Below are 15,993 nucleotides of genomic sequence, written 5' to 3'. Positions count from 1 at the left end.
GTGGCAGGTGCTGTGCCCGGGTGCGTGCGTCACCGGCGGTCAGCGCCGTGCGAGCCACTGTGCGAGCGTCTCGTGACCCGCGTGGGCCGCAGTGCGGGGCAGCAGCGACCGCTCGGCGACCAGGGCGCCGAAGAACGGGGCGCGCGCGTCGGTGACCACGCCCCGCAGGTCGCCCCGGGCGGCCTGCAGCTTGGCGACGAGGTCGTCGAGCCGGTACTCCTCGGGGCCGGCGATCTCCAGGACGCCGTACAGGGGCAACCCGACGGCGACATGAGCGAGTTCGGCCGCGACGTCGTCCGTCGACACCGGACGGATCAGCGCGGGCGTGACGTGCACGCCGTCCGCGTGCGCCGTCGAGCGGGACAGGGCGTCCACGGACTCGAAGAACGGCGTGGCGCGCACGAGGGAGTGCGGGATCGGCGAGCGCCGGGCCCGTTCCTCCTGGACCGCCTTCGCACGGAAGTAGTCCCGCTGCACCAGATCGGCTCCCACGACGGACAGCGCGACATAGTGCTCGAGGCCCGCGGAGGCGGCGGCCTCCAGCAGGTTTCTCGTCGACGTGCCGAAGAACTCGACGCTCGTCGCCTCCGCACGGGAGGGCGCGTCGGTGACGTCCACAACCACGTCGGCGCCCCGCAGAGCCCCGGCAAGGCCCTGCCCCGTAATGACATCGACACCCTCGCGGCGCGAGACGGGCACGACCTCCACACCGTGGTCCCCGAGCCTGGCGACAGTCCTGGAACCGATCAGGCCGGTGGCGCCTGCAACAACGACTCTCATCTGGGTCTCTTCCCGTCAGGGGGTCGGTGCCCCACGGATGCGGTCGTGACGGTGACGTCAGCCACTCACGACACCTACGACAGTGTTTGTGCCGTTGTTGTGACACCGCTCCACGAACTTGCCCCTGCAACGCCATAGGTGTCACAGATCCACATGGCGCCCGGTCAACACAGATGAAGGGGGCGAGGGAGATGTGCTTCGCCCGAACACCTGGCGACTCATGGAAGGTGCAGAACAATGTCGGACAACCACGCAGCGCACATGCACGGAGCCGGCGACCAGGCGGCGTCGGAGAGCTGGATGACCGCGGCGCAGCTGCTGCAGGACGCCGCGCCCCTGACGATCCCCGAGGGCGCCTCGGGGATGACCATTCAGGTCGAGTGGGAGCCCGGCGACCCGGGAACCCCGCCGCACCGCCACTCCGGGCCCGCCTTCGGCTACGTCGTGGAGGGCGCGGTCCGCTTCGAGCTGGAGGGCGAACCCGAGCGGGTGGTGGAGGCCGGCGGCACATTCTGGGAGCCGGGCGGCGACGTGATCCACTACCAGGACGGCAACGCGCTCAGTGACGCGCGGACCCGGTTCGTCGTGACCATGATGTGCGCGCCGGGAAAGCCCATGCTCGAACTCGTCTCCAAGGAGGAGCTGGAGCAGCGCGCCCACCTGCGCGCCCCGCGTCCCACCGAGTGAGGCCCCCGGGACGCAGCCGCCGCGCGGGAAAGCACGCCGGGACATGAGCGCCACCGACGCCGTGCACGCCCTGCTGACCGCGCTGTTCGTGGGCGCGGCCGCCTACGCGGTGCGGCACGCGCTCGAGACTCCCGGGGCGGCATGGCGCGGCCGCGTCGACCATCTCCTGCACGCCGCCATGGCTGTGGCGATGGCGGCGATGCCGTGGGGGCCGACGCTGCCGCGGACCGGGCAGACCGTTTTCTTCACCGCCGCCGCCCTGTGGTTCCCGCTCACACCCGTGCGCCGTCCCAGGGAGTCCCTCCCGGCCGCGACGGCACGGCGACTGCCGTATGCGCTGGGCATGGCCGCGATGGTCTGGATGCTTCGCACACCGCATGCCACGCACCACGCACCGGCCGAGGGGGAGTCGACCACCGGATCACTCGTCACCGCCGCGCTGGCCCTGTGCCTGCTCACCTGCGCGCTGCGCTCGCTGACCCGCGACATGCCCGTAACGACAACCCGGGCGTCCTCCTGCGGCCGTACGGCCACTTCTGGGACGGCTCGACGGCCCTGGGTACAGCGATCATGCTGTTCATGCCCCACTGACCGGCATGATCGCCCGCCCCGTGTCATGACGCGCCGATGACGGCCTTGCTGCGCATCAGGAAGTCCGGCAGACAGCCGTCGTCGGGCACCCCGGCGCCATCCAGTGGGTCGGGTGATCTCCGATGCACAGATTGGCGATGGTGGGTTCCGCCGGCAGCTGGTCCAGCAGCACCTGGTCGTGCGTCGGTGCCGACACGACGAGCGTCTCGCGTAGCGGGGCGATGCCGTCCCATCGGCTCCTGGGCGCCACCCCCACGCAGGGGGAAGGGGAGTTCGGTGCGCGGCTGGACAGAGTCGGGCCGGTCGACCAGGTGGACGGCGGGGTGCAGTACGGCACTGCCGTCGCCCAGGCCGTCGGCGATGCCGTCCTCACCGAGCCGGGCCCGCGCCCCCGCCGCCACCGTCGGGAGAGGGGTGCTGAGCGCGCGGGCCCGGTCGAGTGGGCACACCGGCGACGCGGCCCGCTCGTCCTGCGGCGGCAGACTGGGCAGTACCGCCAGGCGCTCGGCGACCGCTTCGGCGATCGGCGCCGGATCGCCTTCGACGACGATCGCGGCGGCGTCGACGCACGTCGTGCCGCGTTCGTCGGCGACGGAGCCGACGGTCGTGTCCAGCGCGCACGCCAGCCTGTGTCCGCGGTAATGAGGATCTTCGTACGGCCCGGCCCCCGGGGCAGCACCCGGCGGCCGTGGTCGTACCGGGCGACGACATCGTCGCCGTACACGACGGCCCGGTCGGAGCCATGCACGAGCGTGCCGGCGGCGCGGTGGCCGGCAGCGTCACCCGGTCCTCGCCCACCCCTGCCTGACGCAGCACGCCGACCAGCCGGTGCGGTGTGAACGGCTCGCGTCACGAGGGACGGACCGCGGACGCGATAACCCAACGCCAGCGCCTCCAGCCACAGCGGGTGGACGCCCGCGTGATCACCGGAGGCGTTGACGGCGAACACCTCGCCGCGCCCACACCGCGTGCCCGGCCCGCACGGCCTCGTCCCGCAGCCCGAGGCGGCGCCCCGCGGCGGCCGGCCCCGGCCGGCGGCGGGGGTGAAGCAGACCGATCCGCGCGTGCGGAGGTGTTCAGTGGCTGAACAGCTCGAACACGACGGCCGGTTCACCATCGAACCGCGCGCTGTGCGCCCGCGTGGCGGTGGTCAGGAAGCGACGTACCTACGTCTCCGGGGCCTCGTTGGTCAACGCCGCGATGTACGCGCGGTGTCGCAGCAGGGTGCGATGGTGTTCACCCGAACTCCCTCGGGGTCCTGGACGCTCTCGGCCGCGGCGTGGCGCGTTCCGCCGGCCAGGGGACGCTGGGTAGGTGCTGGAGACATTGACGATCGAACCGGAGGCGGGCCGCAGGTGCGGCAGAGCTGCATGAGAAAGCGGGCTCGGTGCCGTCACGTGGAGTTCGAACAGGTGAGTGATCAGCCTCCGGTCCGTCTCGGCCAGGGGCATCGGGGCGGCGATCCCGGCGTTGTTCACGAGCAGGTCCAGTCGTCTCCACCGCTCCACGGCGGTGGAGACCATCCTTTCGGCGGCGCCCTCCTCGCACACGTCCGACGACAGGACGGCGATCTCCGGTCACCTCGACTCGTCGGGCACTCTCGGCTCGGCTGAAAGTCCGCCTCCTCGGCGCAGGCCGGGATGCGACGAGGAGGCGGACAGCATGGCGGCCGTGCGGGCGGCTCAGCCGAACTGGCCGGGCTGATAGCTCCCGGCAGGCTGCTGGTTGATGACGTTGATGCGGTTGTAGGCGTTGATGATCGCGATGAGGGAGATCAGCGCGGCGAGCTGGTCCTCGGCGTAGTGCTTGGCGGCGTTCGCCCAGGCCTCGTCGTCGACCCCACCGGCAGCGTCGGCGAGCCGGGTGCCCTGCTCCGCCAGTTCCAGCGCGGCGCGTTCGGCGTCGGTGAAGACGGTGGCCTCCCGCCAGGCCGCCACCAGGTTGAGGCGCTGAGCGGTCTCTCCCGCGTGGGCGGCGTCCTTGGTGTGCATGTCGGTGCAGAAGCCGCAGCCGTTGATCTGGCTTGCGCGGATCTTCACCAGTTCCTGTGTCGTGTGCGGCAGCGTTGAGTCCGACAACACCTTGTTGGCCGAATTGATGTGCTTCAGAACCTTGGCCCCAAGCGCATTGCCGAAGTAGTCGAGACGCGCATCCATGGTGTGATCTCCTCGCCGTAGTGCTCATTCACACTACTGACCGGGCTACCCGGTGAACTGTGACACGGCGGGAGATGCGGCGTGCGTCAGATCACTGGGTGCGTGCTCTGTTGTGAGAGCGCAGGTGGCTGTTCCGAGAGCCTCCGAGACTTGCCAGGGAGTGCAAGTTCGCAAGCTATCGGTCAACTCCGTGCCTCAGCCGCCAAGTCCACGCTGAGCCATCGCCTCAAGGCGCTGCGCGAGGTGGGCGTCACGCAGACCCGCCAAGTGGGCACGCGTTGTGTCGTGACCTTGCCGCCCTGGAGGCCCGTTTCCCCGGCCTGCCGCCGGCACTGCTGTCGGCGGCCACGGCCGAGGGCGTCGGCGAGCATGTGACGGAGAGCGCCGAGGAGGCCAGACCCGGCACGTCCCCTGCTGGCACACAGGTAGGGGACGGAATACGACAACGTTTGAACACACTGTGTCTGAACGCTGTTTCAGCGGTATGGTCGTGGGCACGCCGTCACATGACGGTGCGATTCCGCGGTGCCTGTGCGGGAGCTGGCCAGGCGCTGAACACAGGAAGCGACTGTGCCGCGGGCGCCGCCCCGCTCGTCTGATGCCGTCCGGAGCCCATCCGGCTTCCTGCGTGAGACCTCTACCGACAAAGGACCCCGAATCATGCCTGCGATCCTGATCCACGGCGTCCCCGATACCCACCATGTGTGGGACGGCGTTCGCCGGTATCTGACCCGGACCGACGTGGAAGCCTGGGACCTGCCGGGGTTCGGCGTACCGCGACCGGATGGCTTCGGCTCCACCAAGGAGGAGTACGTCGACTGGCTGATCGACCGGTTGGAGCGTGTCGGCGAGCCGGTCGACCTCGTCGGCCACGACTGGGGCTGCATCCTCACCGCTCGCGTCGCCTCCCTACGGCCTGATCTGGTCCGCACGTGGGCGGGCGGCAACGGGCCGGTCGACGCCGGCTACGTCTGGCACCCGCTCGCGAAGATCTGGCAGGACCCGATCGAGGGCGACCGCTTCATGAGTGAGCTGGAACCTGAATCGTTCACCAATGATGTGGTGGCGGGTTTCGACGTACCGGTCGACCTCGCCAGAGAGATGGTGAGCCGCGTGGACGAGCCCATGAAGGACAGCGTCCTCAGGCTCTATCGCTCCGCCCTGACCATGGGGGCGGAGTGGGAGCCGGCGCTGTCGCAGGTGGCCGCGCCGTGCCTGGTGTTCTGGGGTGTGCTCGATCCGGCCTGCCAGATCGAGTTCGGTGAGAAGCTCGCCGCCTCGTTGCGGGCTCCCGAGGTCGTGAGGCTCGACTGCAACCATTGGCCGCTCCTGCAAAAGCCCGCGGAGGTCGCCACGGCCATCGAAACACACTGGAACAGGCACGCGGGTGCGGGCAGGTGAGATGCGGAGCCATCAGTGCTCCGCTCATGTGGGCGACCGCCGTCCGTGACGCGTCGCCGTCGGCGCAACCACGTCCCACTGCCTGTCCGCCCCCTGGCCGTTGCCGTTACCAGCGATGGCGTCTCCACGCGGTAGCACAGCGGCCACTTGCGGTACCTCACTCGGAGGCCGCCCGACCGACGAGCAATGGGCCGCCCGTCTCCGTTCCCACGGCCCTGAACTCACGCCCTTTGCGCCTCCCGCACACCTTGCAGGCGCCGGGCCTGCAACGGCGCCAGATTTTTCAGCCGCTCCGCACCTTTGGTGACCTGCGCCCCGCGATCGTGCGGCGCGCTGCGCAAAGCCCTGCATGCATGCCCACGGCCACGAAGAGAGCGTTTGCTGCTTGAAGTGGCTACGAAGGGTGCCTGACGGGAATTTTTCCCAGGTCAGGCACCCTTTCACATGGCTCTAGAAGAAGCCCAGTTTGCGCGGCGAGTACGAGACCAGAAGATTCTTCGTCTGCTGGTAGTGCTCCAGCATCATCTTGTGCGTCTCGCGGCCGATCCCGGACTGCTTGTAGCCGCCGAAGGCCGCATGGGCGGGGTACGCGTGGTAGCAGTTCGTCCACACGCGGCCCGCCTGGATCGCCCGGCCCGCCCGGTACGCCGTGTTGATGTCCCGGGTCCACACGCCGGCGCCGAGGCCGTACAGGGTGTCATTGGCGATCTTGATGGCGTCGTCGAAGTCGTCGAAGGACGCGACCGAGACGACCGGACCGAAGATCTCCTCCTGGAAGATCCGCATCCGGTTGTCGCCCTCGAAGATGGTCGGCTGGACGTAGTACCCGCCCTTCAACTCACCGTCGTACTCGACGCGTTCACCGCCCGTGAGGACCTTGGCGCCCTCCTGCCGGCCGATGTCCAGGTAGGAGAGGATCTTCTCCAGCTGGTCGTTGGAGGCCTGCGCACCGATCATTGTGTCGGTGTCGAGCGGGTGCCCCGGCTTGATCAGCTCGGTGCGGGCGACCGCCGCCTCGAGGAACTCGGCATAGTTCCCGCGCTGGACGAGAGCCCGGGACGGGCAGGTGCACACCTCCCCCTGGTTGAGCGCGAACATCGTGAAGCCCTCGAGCGCCTTGTCGCGGAACTCGTCGTCCCGCGCCCAGACGTCGTCGAAGAAGATGTTCGGGGACTTGCCCCCCAGCTCCAGCGTGACCGGCTTGATGTTCTCGGAGGCGTACTGCATGATCAGCCGCCCCGTCGTGGTCTCACCCGTGAACGCGACCTTCGCCACCCGCGGGCTGGACGCGAGCGGCTTGCCCGCCTCCACACCGAAACCGTTGACGATGTTCACCACGCCCGGCGGCAGCAGGTCCGCGATCAGGCTCATCCAGTAGTGGATGGACGCCGGAGTCTGCTCGGCCGGCTTGATGACGACCGCGTTGCCGGCGGCGAGCGCCGGCGCCAGCTTCCACGTCGCCATCAGGATCGGGAAGTTCCACGGGATGATCTGCGCGACGACGCCCAGCGGCTCGTGGAAGTGGTACGCCACCGTGTCGTCGTCGACCTCGCCCAGCGAACCCTCCTGCGCCCGGATGGCGCCCGCGAAATAGCGGAAGTGGTCGATGGCGAGCGGGATGTCGGCCGCCAGCGTCTCTCGTACCGGCTTGCCGTTCTCCCAGCTCTCGGCCACCGCCAGCGGCTCCAGGTGGGCCTCCATCCGGTCGGCGATCCTGAGCAGGATGTCCGAACGCTCCGTCACCGACGTACGGCCCCAGCCGGGGGCGGCCGCGTGCGCCGCGTCGAGCGCCCGTTCCACATCCTCCGCGGTGCCCCGCGCGACCTCCGTGAACGGCCGCCCGTTCACCGGCGACGGGTTCTCGAAATACTGCCCGCGGGCCGGCGGCACGTACTCGCCGCCGATGAAGTGGTCGTAGCGCGCCTGGTAGGAGACGATCGCGCCCTCGGTGCCGGGCGCCGCGTAACGGGTCATGCTCTTCTGCCTCCCGGGAAAGTGCTGCCCGCCGTTGGGCAGCTCTCGCCGCGAGGCTAGGAGCGCGGACGTTGCGACCACGTTGCATGGCCGGTCAGCGCGGTACACGGCTCTCCGGCAGCGCGAGTTCGGACTCCAGCCCGGCCAGCCGCGCGTGCACCGCCGGTGTCGGCCGCAGCGAGGCGAGCGCCCGCCATACCGCCAGGTCGTCCTCGCTCCAGGGTGCGTGCGCCCAGTCCGCCAGCAGGTCGGGGTCCCGGCGGGCGATCAGCGCCGTCCGCAGGCCGTCGGCCAGACGCCGCCTCAGCCGCACCACTGCCGGCGCCTGTGAGCCGGGCAGCAGCGGGCCGGTGTACGCCGCCACGGCCGCGGTGACCGCCCCCGCCTCCAGCCGCCGCTCCACCACGGCAAGGTCGGACTCGACCGGAGCGGTCAGCCGGTACGGTCGCGACGCGAACAGCCCCGGACCCAGTAGCCGGCGCAGCCTGGCCAGTTCGGCGCGCAGCGTCACCGGCGTCACCGACTCGTCCTCGTACACCGCGCACAGCAACTCGTCCCCGGTCAGCCCCTCCGGATGCCGGGCCAGCAGCACCAGGAGCTCGCTGTGCCGACGGCCGAGCCTGATCCGGTGCCCGCCCAGGCGCAGCACCGCCTCGTCGCGGCCCAGCACGGTCAGGCCGGGCATTTCCGCGGCGGGCGGCGGCGGGGTGAGCAGCGCGAGCTGGGACTCGGCCGCACGCGCCACCGCCTGGACGAAGCCGAGGCTGTGCGGATGCGCCAGCCCGTCCCCGCCGGTGATGTCCACCGCGCCCAGCACCTGCCCGGTGCGCGGATCGTGCACCGGCGCGGCCGCACACGTCCACGGCTGCACCTGCCGGATGAAGTGCTCGGCGGCGAAGACCTGCACGGGACGGTCGACGGCGACCGCGGTCCCCGGCGCGTTCGTGCCGACCGCGCTCTCCGCCCAGCGCGCCCCCGGCACGAAGTTCATCCGGTCCGCCCTGCGCCGGGTCACCGGATGGCCCTCCACCCACAGCAGCCTGCCGTGCGCGTCGCACACCGCCAGCAGATGCTCGCCGTCGGCCGCGAACGTGCCCATCAGCTCCCGGAACAAAGACATCACCCGCGCCAGTGGATGCTCCGCCCGGTAGGCACCGAGGTCGCCGTCCGACAACTCCACGCGCGCCGAGCCGTCCGGACCGACGCCTGCCCGCGCGGACCGCCGCCACGAGTCCGCCACAACCGACCGCACCGGTCGCGGCACGGTGCCCGCCGTGGTGAACGTCTCGTGCGCCCGGCGCAGCACCCGGACGCGCTCGGCAGGGTCGGCCCCCGGCTCCAGGGCCACCCATGGATCGGACAACTCGGCCTCCCCGGAAGGCGATGCGCTGGGGACATCGTCACTCGGGGTGTTCGCGCGGACAAGCTCTTCGACGGGCCTGACTCGAACGACGGGCGGCACCGCGCACGTGTCAGGCACCGCCGAGCAACCACTGCCGCGTCCCGCAACCGGTCGGTCAGGCGAAGTTGACGAGTCTGATGTAGCGGACCCAGTCCCAGTTCGGCCCCGGATCGGTGTGGTCCGTGCCGGGCACCTGGTAGTGCCCGAGGATGTGTTCCCGGTCCCTCGGGATGCCGTACCGGGTGCAGATCGCCGCCGTCAGCCGCGCCGACCGCTCGTACAGGGCGTCGGTGAAGTACGACGGCTCGTCCACCCAGCCCTCGTGCTCGATGCCGATGCTGCGGGTGTTGTAGTCCCAGTTCCCCGCGTGCCAGGCGATGTCGGTCTCCCGCACGCACTGCGCGACGTGTCCGTCCGCGGAGCGGACCAGATAGTGCGCCGACACCTTCTTCGACGAGTTCTGGAAGATGGACAGGGTGGTGTCATAGGACTCCTGGGTGACGTGGATGATCACGCGGTCGACGGCATGGTCCATGGGCCGGTCGGCGGCGGTGTAGTTGGCGGTGCTCGCCGACTGCCATTCGGCGGTGGGATAGTCGACGGCCCGTGACTGCGCACCGGCTCGTGCGTCGGGAAGCAAGGCGTACGGGACGGCGGCGAGGGCCGCGCCCTTGAGGACACGCCGCCTGCTGGGAAGCGGTCTTGTCCGGTCCATGGTGGATGCCTTTCGGGAGTGGGGGGAGTGAGCGGACACCGACGTCAGGGACGCGAACACCGACGTCAGGAGCGCAGCGTGGTCGCCGTCTCGCTCAGCTGTGCGTGCAGTCCGCGGTACGTCTCGCGCCGGGGCAGCCATTCCTTGCGCAGCTTGGCCACGCACGTGTAGTTGGTGTCGCACACGTTGGCCAACGGCGATTCCACCGCCTGGGTTGCGAACTGATACGCGTCCAGCTCACCGAACCCGTAGTCGCGCACCAGCCACTGCACCAGGTCGAGCTGTGATATCCGGAAGGCGTCCTCCAAGGGGCGTGCCGAGCCGGTGGAGATGATGTGCGTGTCGGACTCCAGCCGTGGCCACGGGGTGGCGACCCCCTTGAGGAGTTCGACGATCACCACGGTGTTCATCGCGCACTCGACGGCCACCCCACAGGTCTCGCCCTCGCCCTGCCGCGCGTGCCCGTCGCCGAGGCTGAGCAGCGCCCCCTCGACGTTCACCCCGAGGTAGCAGGTGACGCCGGCCCGCATCTCCGGTGTGTCCATGTTTCCGCCGTGCGCGTCGGGCACCAGGGCCGAGCGCACCTCCAGGTTGGCGGGCGCCACCCCCACGGTGCCGTGCATCGGGTCGAGGGGCAGCTCGGCCTCGAAGTCGCCGTCGTGCGCCCGGAACAGCGCGGTGCGCCGCGTCCGGTCCAGCTGCCAGATCCACACCGTCTCCGGCAGCGGCGGCTGCAGCGTGGCCGTTGTATGGGTCGAGGTCAGCGCGCCGAACAGGGGGACGGTGGTCGACGCGGCCCAGTCCCGGGCCGGTTCGACCGACACGAAGTGCACCGCGACCGTGTCGCCCGGCTCCGCGCCCTCGATGTGGAACGGCCCGGTCTGCGGGTTCAGGAACGGGAACTCGCAGACCTCGGACACCAGGTCCTTCTCGGACCGGACCCGCCCGGCGAAGCAGTCCTCCGTGTACAGATCGAGGACCGTGCCGGGGGCGATCCGCGCCAACGGTGCGGCACCGCCGAACGTCCAGGCGTACTCGCCAGGTCCGGGGCGCACCGTCATGATTCGCGGGTCGGTCATTGCTGGACAGCTCCGTTCTGCCGAAGGCCGGCGGGGGCGGGTTCGGCGAGGTGGACACGGGCGGTGTCGGCTATGCGCTCGGGAGGAGCAGCAGAGGCGGGACGAGCGCCTCCACTGCGGCGGCCGGCGCCATGGCGGTGATGCTCTGGAACAGGACCTCGCGCAGACCGATGGCGTCACGCCGCAGTCCGCCGACCGTCTCCCCCGACATATGTGAACCTCCCCCTCGGCCACCTCGAGGCCCCGTGGTCCGGACGGTCCGACGGCTGCGCCTCGCGTGAATCACGGTACGGCGCTTGCGGGTTGGGCAGAAGGGTGCCGCTTGGTTCGGTGGACGACGCGGGAATTGTGGATAGTTTGGCCACCCGATCGAGTGAAGTCGGCCCGGACCAAGGGGATTTGCGCTGCTCCTGTGACAGTCCTGTGGCCGGAGGAGTGGCTTCCGTCACAGTCTGTCGTGATCCAGTTCTGATCGACTCGGCGGATGCGCCGCCGCCCCCTCTCCCTCGGCTCGACCGCCCTCGTCGCGGGCCTGCTGCTCCTGACCGCCTGCGGGCAGCAGCCCGGCCCGTCGTCCGGACGGTCCTACGGTCCCTCGTGCGGTGGCGGGCACTCATCCAGCTCGGCTGCCCCGGGCACGCCCGGCGGCGAGGAGACGGACGGCGTCAGGATCGTCCGAGCGGGGGACGGGCCGGATCGCTGCGCGGTGTTCCAGGTCACGAACCACCACGCGGAGCCCTTCACTTACACCATCACGTTCGGGTTCCGAACCGCGACCGGGACCGTGCCGACGTACGAGAATCGGGTCGTGCCGTCCGTCGAGCCCGGCGCGACCGTCTCGGGCGGGATCGACACGGTCGACCGACAGGCGGGCGGCGCGGCCGAACGGTCGCGGGTCGAGGTGGTCAAGGTGAGAAGCGTCCCTGCCGACGAGGCACCGGCCCCGGGCGGCCCCTGCCCGTCCTCGGGCGTCCGCGTCTACGCCGACGACGGCGACGCCGCCATGGGACTGCGCGTGGTGACACTCCACCTGGTGAACTGCGGAACCGGCATCTACCGGATCGAGGGCTACCCGCGCCTCAGCGTCCTCGACTCGTCCCACAAGCGCGTCGCGGACCTGCGCATCCTGCACGACGGATCCTCGATCGCCCTGAGCACCGGCGCCGACGGCCCGCCCCGGCCGCTGGCCCTGAAACCGGGCGAACGCGCCCACGCCGGCCTGGTGTGGCGCAACACCGTCCTGTCCGGCACCCCGGTGAACGCGCCATACGTCAGGGTGTGGGCCGAACAGGGCGCGGCACCAGTGATGGTGACACCGGAACTGGACCTCGGCACGACAGGCAAACTGGCCGTCGGGCCGTGGAAGAAGGAGTCGTGACAGGACAAACATGCTGCTCCGCCGCGGCCCGCTTGCCAGGGTGATCGTCGCCATGCCCACCTCCACCGCCCACCACGGCACCGAACTCGCCTACCACGTCGTCGGAGACGGCGACCCGCTGATCTGCTTGCCCGGCAGGCCGATGCAGGCCTACGCCTACCTCGGGGATCTCGGCGGTCTGTCCCGGAACCGGCGGTTGATCGAGCTGGATCTCTTCGGGACCGGTGGGTCGGCGGTGCCGGACCACCTCGCGACGTACCGCTGCGATCGTGTGGTGGCGGACGTGGAGGCACTGCGCCGGCATCTGGGCCTCGAGCGGATGGATCTGCTCGGACACCCGGGCGCCGAGTTCGCCGGGCTGTTCGCCGACGCGCGGTTCGAGGTCGAGCCCGGCAGCGGCTGTTTTCCCTGGCTGCACGACGCCGTGCGTTTCGTGAAGACGGTCGGAGCCTTTCTGGGCCGAGGCCCTCGCGCCGGCCGCTCAGCCCCGTTCGGCCACCGACGCCGGATCGTCCAGCACGGCCCGAACCACCGAGTGCGCCGCGCCCAGCAGAGGTCCCTGGGGGCCGAACTCCGACACCGACACCGGACAGGACGGTCCCGCCGTCCGGTCCGCCAACTCGCTCGCCAGCGACGGCAGTAGCCAGGGCGACAGCCCGGCCAGCGCACCGCCGAGCACGACGGACTCAGGGTCGAGCAGATTGACGGCCCCGGTCAGGGCGATGCCGAGCGCCGTACCGGCCTCGCGCAGGGCCTTTCGTACCTCCTTGTCGCCCTCGTCCGCGCGCTGTGCGAGCAGTCCGACGAGATCCTCGCCCGGTTCGAGGCCGGCTGCGCGCAGCACCGCCTCCTCACCGGCGTACTGCTCCAGGCAGCCGCGCCCGCCGCAGACGCACGGCGGCCCGTCCGGCCACACCGGCACATGACCCAGCTCGCCCGCGAACCCGCGCGTGCCGCGCAGCAGTTGTCCGTCCACGACGACCGCCGCACCGATGCCGATCTCGGCGGACACGTGCAGGAAGTCCGGCGGGGTACCGTCGCCGAGCCAGAGTTCCGCGAGGGCACCGAAGTTGGCCTCGTTGTCCACGGTCAGGGGCAGACCGGTGGGTAGCAGGGCACCGAGGTCCGCGTCGTGCCAGTCGAGGTTCGGCGCGCGTACGACCGTGCGGGCGTCCCGTGCGATGAGGCCGGGCACGGCGACCGCGAGACCGGCCGGCCACAGCCCCTCGCGCTCCGCCGCGCCGACGACCCGCCGGACCAGTGTGGTCAACTCGGCCAGTACCGGCTCCGGGGCGCGGCCCCGGTTGGGGCCGTGCCGTACGGCACGCGCGCGTACCTCGCCGCGCAGGTCGACCGCGCACACCGCCAGATGATCGACACCGACCTCGGCGCCTATCCCGGCCGGACCCCGCCCGCTGACGGCGAGCGCCGATCCCGGCCGGCCCACTCGGCCGGGCCGCTCGGGGCCCAGCTCTTCCAGGAGCCCCCAGCGGATCAGCTCGTCCACGAGCGTCGACACGGCCGCCCTGGTCAGACCGATGCGCGAGGCGACCGCGGCGCGTGAGAGCGGTCCCTCAGCGCTGACGGCGTGCATCACGCGCGCGAGGTTGCGACGGCGCATGCCCCGCTGGGTGTCGGGAAGAGCGCGGCCGGAACCGTTCGGGCTCTCGTGCAGCGGTGCGGTCATGCCTCCGTCAATCCTCGGTCCGTGGCCCTGTCGGGCGCTCCTCGCGGGTGTCGGTCAGTGGGCGTCCGTCCGCCGCTCCAGCAGCGGGGCCGCGTCGGAGAGTACCTCGGACATCCGGGCGAACGCCGCCTCGTCCCGTTCCACCGCCTCGAGCACCGGCCCCGCGGCCGTGTTCCACCGGCGCGCCACCGCGGCCGGATCCTCGCCGGTCAGCAGCCCGGCCGCCTGTGCGGCGGCACCGAGTGCGACCAGTTCCTTGGCCTCGGGCACCTGGACCGGCCGCCCCGACAGCCGCCGTACGGTCTCCTGCCAGGCCGCGCCACGGGCCCCGCCGCCGATCAGCAGCAGCGGTGTCGTACGGTCCGCCTCCTCGTCGAGCACCAGGTCCAGGGCGCCGAGCAGGGCGTGGACGGCGCCGTCGTACGCGGCCTGGAGGAGCTGTCCAGGGGTCGTGTCGTGGCGCAGACCGTGCAGCAGGCCGGAGGCGTTCGGCAGGTTCGGGGTGCGTTCCCCGTCCAGGTACGGCAGGAAGGTCACCGATCCGCCCGGCTCGACGGCCTGGCGGTCCAGGCCCAGCAGGGCGGCGATGCGGTCGACGGCGAGAGTGCAGTTCAGCGTGCAGGCCAGCGGCAGCCAGTCGCCGTGCGCGTCGGCGAAGCCGGCGACCGTCCCGGTCGGGTCGGCCGGGCGGTGCTTCGAGACCGCGTACACGACGCCCGACGTGCCCAGGCTCAGCACCGGGGTGCCCGGGCGCAGGCCCAGGCCCATGGCGGCGGCCGCGTTGTCGCCCGTGCCCGCCGCGACCAGGGTGCCCGTGGAGAAGGGCAGGTCGTGGCTGCCGCGGACGGTGCCCGCGACCTCGCCGGGCCGGACGATCCGCGGCAGGGACGCCGGGTCGAGCCCGATGTGGGCCAGCGTCTGCTCGTCGTACGCCTCGCTACCGGCCGCCCACCAGCCGGTGCCGGAGGCGTCGCCGCGGTCGGTCGTGCCCAGACCGGTGAGGCGCTCGGTGAGGTAGTCGTGGGGCAGGCGCACCGCCTTGGTCGCGCGGACAGCCTCCGGCTCGTGCTCGGCCAGCCAGGCCCACTTCGTGACCGTGAAGGACGTGCTGGGCACGCTGCCGGTGCGCTCGGCCCAGGCCTTCGGACCACCCAGTTCCTCGATCAGGCGGCGGGTCTGCGGAGCGGAGCGTACGTCGTTCCACAGCAGGGCCGGGCGCACCGGCTCGCCGTCCGCGTCCAGGGTCACCAGACCGTGCTGCTGGCCGCCGATCGACACGGCTGCCGCCTCATGGGCCGGCTCCCCGCACTGGCGCAGGGCCTCGCACAGCGCGTCCCACCACTGGCGCGGGTCGCTCTCCCGGCCGGCACCGGTCGTGACGGTGTGTGGCGCCTGGCCGCTCGCCACGATCCGACCGGTCGCCACGTCGACGACCAGCGCCTTCGTGGACTGGGTGGACGTGTCCACGCCGACGACGAGCGGACCCTCGGCTGTTGACATCGTGCTCTCCCTTTTCCGCGGCTCGCGGGGTCTGACCTGCTGTTTTCAGGTTCGTCCAGTCAGTGGTGACCGGATTGTCACCTTTTTGGGGATACCTTGTCTCTTCACAGAGACGCGAACGCATACTAATTTGTAAACGGCCATGACGAAATAGTCGGAGCAAGCAAGGAGCCGCGGCATGAGCTACCAGCCCACCCCTGAGGACAGGTTCACCTTCGGTCTGTGGACCGTCGGCTGGCAGGGAAGGGACCCGTTCGGCGACGCCACGCGGCGTGCCCTCGACCCGGTCGAATCGGTACAGCGCCTGGCGGAACTGGGCGCCTACGGTGTGACGTTCCACGACGACGATCTGATCCCGTTCGGGTCCTCGGACGCCGAGCGGGAATCGCACATCAAGCGCTTCCGCCAGGCCCTGGACGCCACCGGCCTCACCGTGCCGATGGCCACCACCAACCTCTTCACCCACCCGGTTTTCAAGGACGGCGGGTTCACCGCCAACGATCGTGACGTGCGTCGCTACGCGCTGCGCAAGACGATCCGCAACATCGACCTGGCGGCCGAGCTGGGCGCGAAGACCTACGTCGCCTGGGGCGGCCGTGAGGGCGCCGAGTCCGGCGCCGCCAAGGACGTCCGCGTGGCCCTG

Annotated in this window: 15 protein-coding genes and 1 pseudogene; 6 read left to right on the top strand and 10 right to left on the bottom strand. The window is 71.0% G+C overall.

The features are described from left to right. Positions 1-39 precede the first annotated feature (39 nt). The gene (locus tag IEZ19_RS42025) at positions 40-780 is read right to left on the bottom strand and encodes an SDR family oxidoreductase (protein ID WP_189316669.1); all 741 of its coding nucleotides are present in this window, start codon (positions 778-780) and stop codon (positions 40-42) included. A gap of 237 nt (positions 781-1,017) precedes the next feature. Here IEZ19_RS42025 and IEZ19_RS42020 point away from each other — a divergent pair, with 237 nt between their 5' ends. Beyond that, positions 1,018-1,467 carry a cupin domain-containing protein gene (locus IEZ19_RS42020; RefSeq protein WP_189316668.1) on the top strand — a complete coding sequence of 150 codons (450 nt, stop codon included), beginning with the start codon at positions 1,018-1,020 and terminating at the stop codon, positions 1,465-1,467. A gap of 43 nt (positions 1,468-1,510) precedes the next feature. Next, positions 1,511-2,098: a DUF5134 domain-containing protein gene (locus IEZ19_RS42015; protein WP_229841469.1), complete on the top strand. Its 588-nt coding sequence runs from the start codon at positions 1,511-1,513 to the stop codon at positions 2,096-2,098. 1,126 nt (positions 2,099-3,224) lie between these two features. On the opposite strand, the gene IEZ19_RS53880 is transcribed toward IEZ19_RS42015, so the two are convergent. Continuing rightward, positions 3,225-3,581: an SDR family NAD(P)-dependent oxidoreductase gene (locus IEZ19_RS53880; protein WP_373297137.1), complete on the bottom strand. Its 357-nt coding sequence runs from the start codon at positions 3,579-3,581 to the stop codon at positions 3,225-3,227. A gap of 159 nt (positions 3,582-3,740) precedes the next feature. Beyond that, positions 3,741-4,214 carry a carboxymuconolactone decarboxylase family protein gene (locus tag IEZ19_RS42005; RefSeq protein WP_189316666.1) on the bottom strand — a complete coding sequence of 158 codons (474 nt, stop codon included), beginning with the start codon at positions 4,212-4,214 and terminating at the stop codon, positions 3,741-3,743. A 660-nt stretch (positions 4,215-4,874) separates the two neighbouring features. Here IEZ19_RS42005 and IEZ19_RS42000 point away from each other — a divergent pair. Continuing rightward, positions 4,875-5,615 (top strand): alpha/beta fold hydrolase, encoded by a 741-nt coding sequence (locus tag IEZ19_RS42000; RefSeq protein ID WP_189316665.1) that lies wholly within the window; start codon positions 4,875-4,877, stop codon positions 5,613-5,615. Positions 5,616-6,065: 450 nt separating this feature from the next. Here the strand turns inward: IEZ19_RS42000 and exaC are convergent, their stop codons facing one another. The 5 genes from exaC to IEZ19_RS41975 form a co-directional block, all read right to left on the bottom strand. Then, on the bottom strand, positions 6,066-7,589 hold the full coding sequence (gene exaC / locus IEZ19_RS41995) for an acetaldehyde dehydrogenase ExaC (RefSeq protein ID WP_189316664.1): 1,524 nt from the start codon (positions 7,587-7,589) through the stop codon (positions 6,066-6,068). A gap of 94 nt (positions 7,590-7,683) precedes the next feature. After that, on the bottom strand, positions 7,684-8,952 hold the full coding sequence (locus tag IEZ19_RS41990; RefSeq protein WP_189316663.1) for a GAF domain-containing protein: 1,269 nt from the start codon (positions 8,950-8,952) through the stop codon (positions 7,684-7,686). Between the two features lie 154 nt (positions 8,953-9,106). Continuing rightward, entirely contained in the window at positions 9,107-9,706 is a 600-nt protein-coding gene (locus IEZ19_RS41985) for an N-acetylmuramoyl-L-alanine amidase (protein ID WP_189316662.1), read from the bottom strand. A 65-nt stretch (positions 9,707-9,771) separates the two neighbouring features. Continuing rightward, positions 9,772-10,785, bottom strand: coding sequence for an acetamidase/formamidase family protein (locus tag IEZ19_RS41980; protein ID WP_189316661.1), 1,014 nt, complete (start codon positions 10,783-10,785; stop codon positions 9,772-9,774). A 70-nt stretch (positions 10,786-10,855) separates the two neighbouring features. Then, positions 10,856-10,996 (bottom strand): hypothetical protein, encoded by a 141-nt coding sequence (locus IEZ19_RS41975; RefSeq protein ID WP_189316688.1) that lies wholly within the window; start codon positions 10,994-10,996, stop codon positions 10,856-10,858. A gap of 273 nt (positions 10,997-11,269) precedes the next feature. Here IEZ19_RS41975 and IEZ19_RS41970 point away from each other — a divergent pair, with 273 nt between their 5' ends. Together IEZ19_RS41970 and IEZ19_RS51710 are read left to right on the top strand one after the other, a co-directional pair. Continuing rightward, complete coding sequence (locus tag IEZ19_RS41970) at positions 11,270-12,163, top strand: DUF4232 domain-containing protein (protein ID WP_189316660.1); 894 nt, start codon at positions 11,270-11,272, stop codon at positions 12,161-12,163. 52 nt (positions 12,164-12,215) lie between these two features. After that, positions 12,216-12,530, top strand: a pseudogene (locus tag IEZ19_RS51710) (alpha/beta fold hydrolase); the annotation flags it as partial. A gap of 114 nt (positions 12,531-12,644) precedes the next feature. On the opposite strand, the gene IEZ19_RS41965 reads toward IEZ19_RS51710, so the two are convergent. Together IEZ19_RS41965 and xylB are read right to left on the bottom strand one after the other, a co-directional pair. Further along, positions 12,645-13,850 carry an ROK family transcriptional regulator gene (locus tag IEZ19_RS41965; protein WP_189316659.1) on the bottom strand — a complete coding sequence of 402 codons (1,206 nt, stop codon included), beginning with the start codon at positions 13,848-13,850 and terminating at the stop codon, positions 12,645-12,647. A gap of 54 nt (positions 13,851-13,904) precedes the next feature. Continuing rightward, on the bottom strand, positions 13,905-15,350 hold the full coding sequence (xylB, locus tag IEZ19_RS41960; protein WP_189316658.1) for a xylulokinase: 1,446 nt from the start codon (positions 15,348-15,350) through the stop codon (positions 13,905-13,907). A 178-nt stretch (positions 15,351-15,528) separates the two neighbouring features. Here xylB and IEZ19_RS41955 point away from each other — a divergent pair. Then, positions 15,529-15,993, top strand: a 465-nt coding sequence (locus IEZ19_RS41955) for a TIM barrel protein (protein WP_189316657.1), incomplete at its 3' end; no start/stop codon positions are given.

This window comes from Streptomyces brasiliensis (assembly GCF_014647875.1).
GTDB lineage: Bacteria > Actinomycetota > Actinomycetes > Streptomycetales > Streptomycetaceae > Streptomyces > Streptomyces brasiliensis.
This window is presented reverse-complemented; position numbering and strand designations above follow the sequence as displayed.

Bases quoted from the DNA above. Each gene is read 5' to 3' on its own strand.
- IEZ19_RS42025 (WP_189316669.1), bottom strand. From the start codon at position 780: ATGAGAGTCGTTGTTGCAGGCGCCACCGGCCTGATCGGTTCCAGGACT.
- IEZ19_RS42020 (WP_189316668.1), top strand. From the start codon at position 1,018: ATGTCGGACAACCACGCAGCGCACATGCACGGAGCCGGCGACCAGGCG.
- IEZ19_RS42015 (WP_229841469.1), top strand. From the start codon at position 1,511: ATGAGCGCCACCGACGCCGTGCACGCCCTGCTGACCGCGCTGTTCGTG.
- IEZ19_RS53880 (WP_373297137.1), bottom strand. From the start codon at position 3,581: ATGGTCTCCACCGCCGTGGAGCGGTGGAGACGACTGGACCTGCTCGTG.
- IEZ19_RS42005 (WP_189316666.1), bottom strand. From the start codon at position 4,214: ATGGATGCGCGTCTCGACTACTTCGGCAATGCGCTTGGGGCCAAGGTT.
- IEZ19_RS42000 (WP_189316665.1), top strand. From the start codon at position 4,875: ATGCCTGCGATCCTGATCCACGGCGTCCCCGATACCCACCATGTGTGG.
- exaC (WP_189316664.1), bottom strand. From the start codon at position 7,589: ATGACCCGTTACGCGGCGCCCGGCACCGAGGGCGCGATCGTCTCCTAC.
- IEZ19_RS41985 (WP_189316662.1), bottom strand. From the start codon at position 9,706: ATGGACCGGACAAGACCGCTTCCCAGCAGGCGGCGTGTCCTCAAGGGC.
- IEZ19_RS41980 (WP_189316661.1), bottom strand. From the start codon at position 10,785: ATGACCGACCCGCGAATCATGACGGTGCGCCCCGGACCTGGCGAGTAC.
- IEZ19_RS41975 (WP_189316688.1), bottom strand. From the start codon at position 10,996: ATGTCGGGGGAGACGGTCGGCGGACTGCGGCGTGACGCCATCGGTCTG.
- IEZ19_RS41970 (WP_189316660.1), top strand. From the start codon at position 11,270: ATGCGCCGCCGCCCCCTCTCCCTCGGCTCGACCGCCCTCGTCGCGGGC.
- IEZ19_RS41965 (WP_189316659.1), bottom strand. From the start codon at position 13,850: ATGACCGCACCGCTGCACGAGAGCCCGAACGGTTCCGGCCGCGCTCTT.
- xylB (WP_189316658.1), bottom strand. From the start codon at position 15,350: ATGTCAACAGCCGAGGGTCCGCTCGTCGTCGGCGTGGACACGTCCACC.